The 2,200-nt window shown below is 33.8% G+C and carries 2 protein-coding genes; both read left to right on the forward strand.

Features of this window, described 5'->3' with window-relative positions; genetic code table 11:
- Window positions 1-189 (forward strand): type IX secretion system membrane protein PorP/SprF (locus ACKTTV_RS01675; RefSeq protein WP_408029069.1); only part of this gene is annotated, 189 nt, incomplete at its 5' end.
- A gap of 30 nt (window positions 190-219) precedes the next feature.
- Window positions 220-2,142, forward strand: coding sequence for an OmpA family protein (locus ACKTTV_RS01680; RefSeq protein WP_408029070.1), 1,923 nt, complete (start codon window positions 220-222; stop codon window positions 2,140-2,142).
- Window positions 2,143-2,200 lie beyond the last annotated feature (58 nt).

The raw sequence follows: 2,200 nt of genomic DNA on the forward strand, positions 1-2,200 counted from the left end.
GTAGCTTGGCGTTGGGATGATTCTATCAGTGCATTGTTAGGTTTTCAAGTAAGTAGATCGTTACAAATAGGTTATGCCTATGATTTGACGACATCGAATTATAGTAATTACAATTCAGGAACTCACGAGATTTTATTGAGATATGAATTGTTTAGACCTCAAACGGTGAAATCACCAAGATTTTTTTAAAAGAACATAAGGATACAAAAACAGGAGAATATGAAACGCATCATTGTTATACTGTTATTATTAGGGATTTGTTTAAGCAGTTATGGTCAACGTCGTTATGCGGCTAACCGTTATTTTAAAGAATATGCCTATAGTAAATCAGCAGAGTTATACCAACAACTTTATAATAAGGGAGATCGCTCATATGAGGTAATCAGTAGATTGGCAGATTCTTATTATTTTACATCTTCCTATAAAAAAGCAGAAGACTCATACAAAAACCTGATGGAACAACATGAAGGAGTGGCATCACCAGAGCACTTTTTTCGATATGCACAGGTATTAAAGAGTAATGGCAATGTACCAGAATCAGATAAATGGTTGTTAAAGCTAAAAGAGTTAAAAGGAAATGATAGTAGGGTTTTGGCTTTAGAGGCTAATAAGCAATACTTTTCAGAATACACCAATAGGCCTAAAACCTATGTGAATATTCATAACTTGGCAATCAATACAGAATATTCAGACTTCGGAGGTTTTGTACATGATGGTTATTTTTATTTTTCATCGACCAGAGCAGATTCAGAAAACAAGAAAATCTATAAGTGGAATAATCAGCCTTATTTGAATATTTACAAGTCTGAAGAGCAGCAATTACAAGAAGGAGGAAGTTTAGATGTTGGTGCTTCACAGAAATTAACATCATTAAGTAGTAAGTTTCATGAATCCAATGCCATTATAAGTAAAGATGGGAGTACTATGTACTTTACAAGAGACAATGCTTCTGGAGATGTTGAGAAAACAGCAAAGTTAAAGATATACAAAGCTAAGAAGCAATACGATGATACTTGGGGAGGAATAGAAGAACTACCTTTTAATAATGATGATTATTCTATAGGTCATCCATCATTGAGTGCTGATGGGCGAACACTTTATTTTGTGTCAGACATGCCAGGAGGATATGGAGAAACAGATTTATACCAAGTATCTATCTCAGAAGATGGTACTTTTGGAGAACCAGAGAACTTAGGTAAAGACATTAACACAGAAGGAAGAGAGATGTTTCCTTATATCGGTTCTAACAATAGATTATACTTTGCATCAGATGGACATTTAGGTTTAGGAGCCTTAGATGTTTTTGAGAGTAAGTTAGGAGGATTGGGTTATGAAGCTCCTGTAAACTTAGGTGCCCCAATTAATGGACCATTAGATGATTTTGGATTTATAATAGATAAAGAACGTAAGGCAGGATATTTTTCATCTAATAGAGAAGGAGGAAAAGGAGATGATGATATTTACAGTTTTAGAATTTATCAATGTAAAGAGGTAATAAGTGGAGTGGTAAGTGAGAACAAAACAGGAGAACCAATATCAGGAGTATCAGTTAGATTGATAGATGATAAAGGAGAGCCAGTATCAGAACAAACCACAAGTTCAGATGGAGGCTATAGTTTTACAGAGATTGATTGTGAACGTAAATATGTAGTAGTAGCATCAAAACCAGAATACATTCAAGGTCAAATAGAACAAACAACATTAGATATTGATAAGAAAGAATTACAGGCGAATATAGCCTTAGAATCCTTAATAGTTGAAGATCAAATAGTGATTAATCCAATATATTTTGACTTTAACTTAGATACTATAAGAGCGGATGCAGAATATGAATTGGAGCATATCGTAAGTGTTATGAAGGCACATCCAGAAATGATAATTAGAATAGAATCTCATACAGATAGTCGAGGACCAGCAGAGTATAACGAAAGATTATCACAAAGAAGAGCAGATTCAACAAGAGATTATATTGTATCAAGAGGTATTTCTTCAGATAGAATAGAAAGCGCTATAGGCTATGGAGAGCGTCAGTTAATAAACGACTGTAGGGAAGATTGTACCGAAGAAGAGCATGAACAAAATAGGCGATCTTACTTTTTCATAGTCAAGGGAGCTGATAATATAAAATCGAGTAATCAATAATACTCGTATTTAGTCTTATCTTAATTCATAAAACCATGTTAGTTATAACATGGTTTTT

Origin of the sequence: Tenacibaculum xiamenense (assembly GCF_964513065.1) — a bacterium.
GTDB lineage: Bacteria > Bacteroidota > Bacteroidia > Flavobacteriales > Flavobacteriaceae > Polaribacter > Polaribacter xiamenense.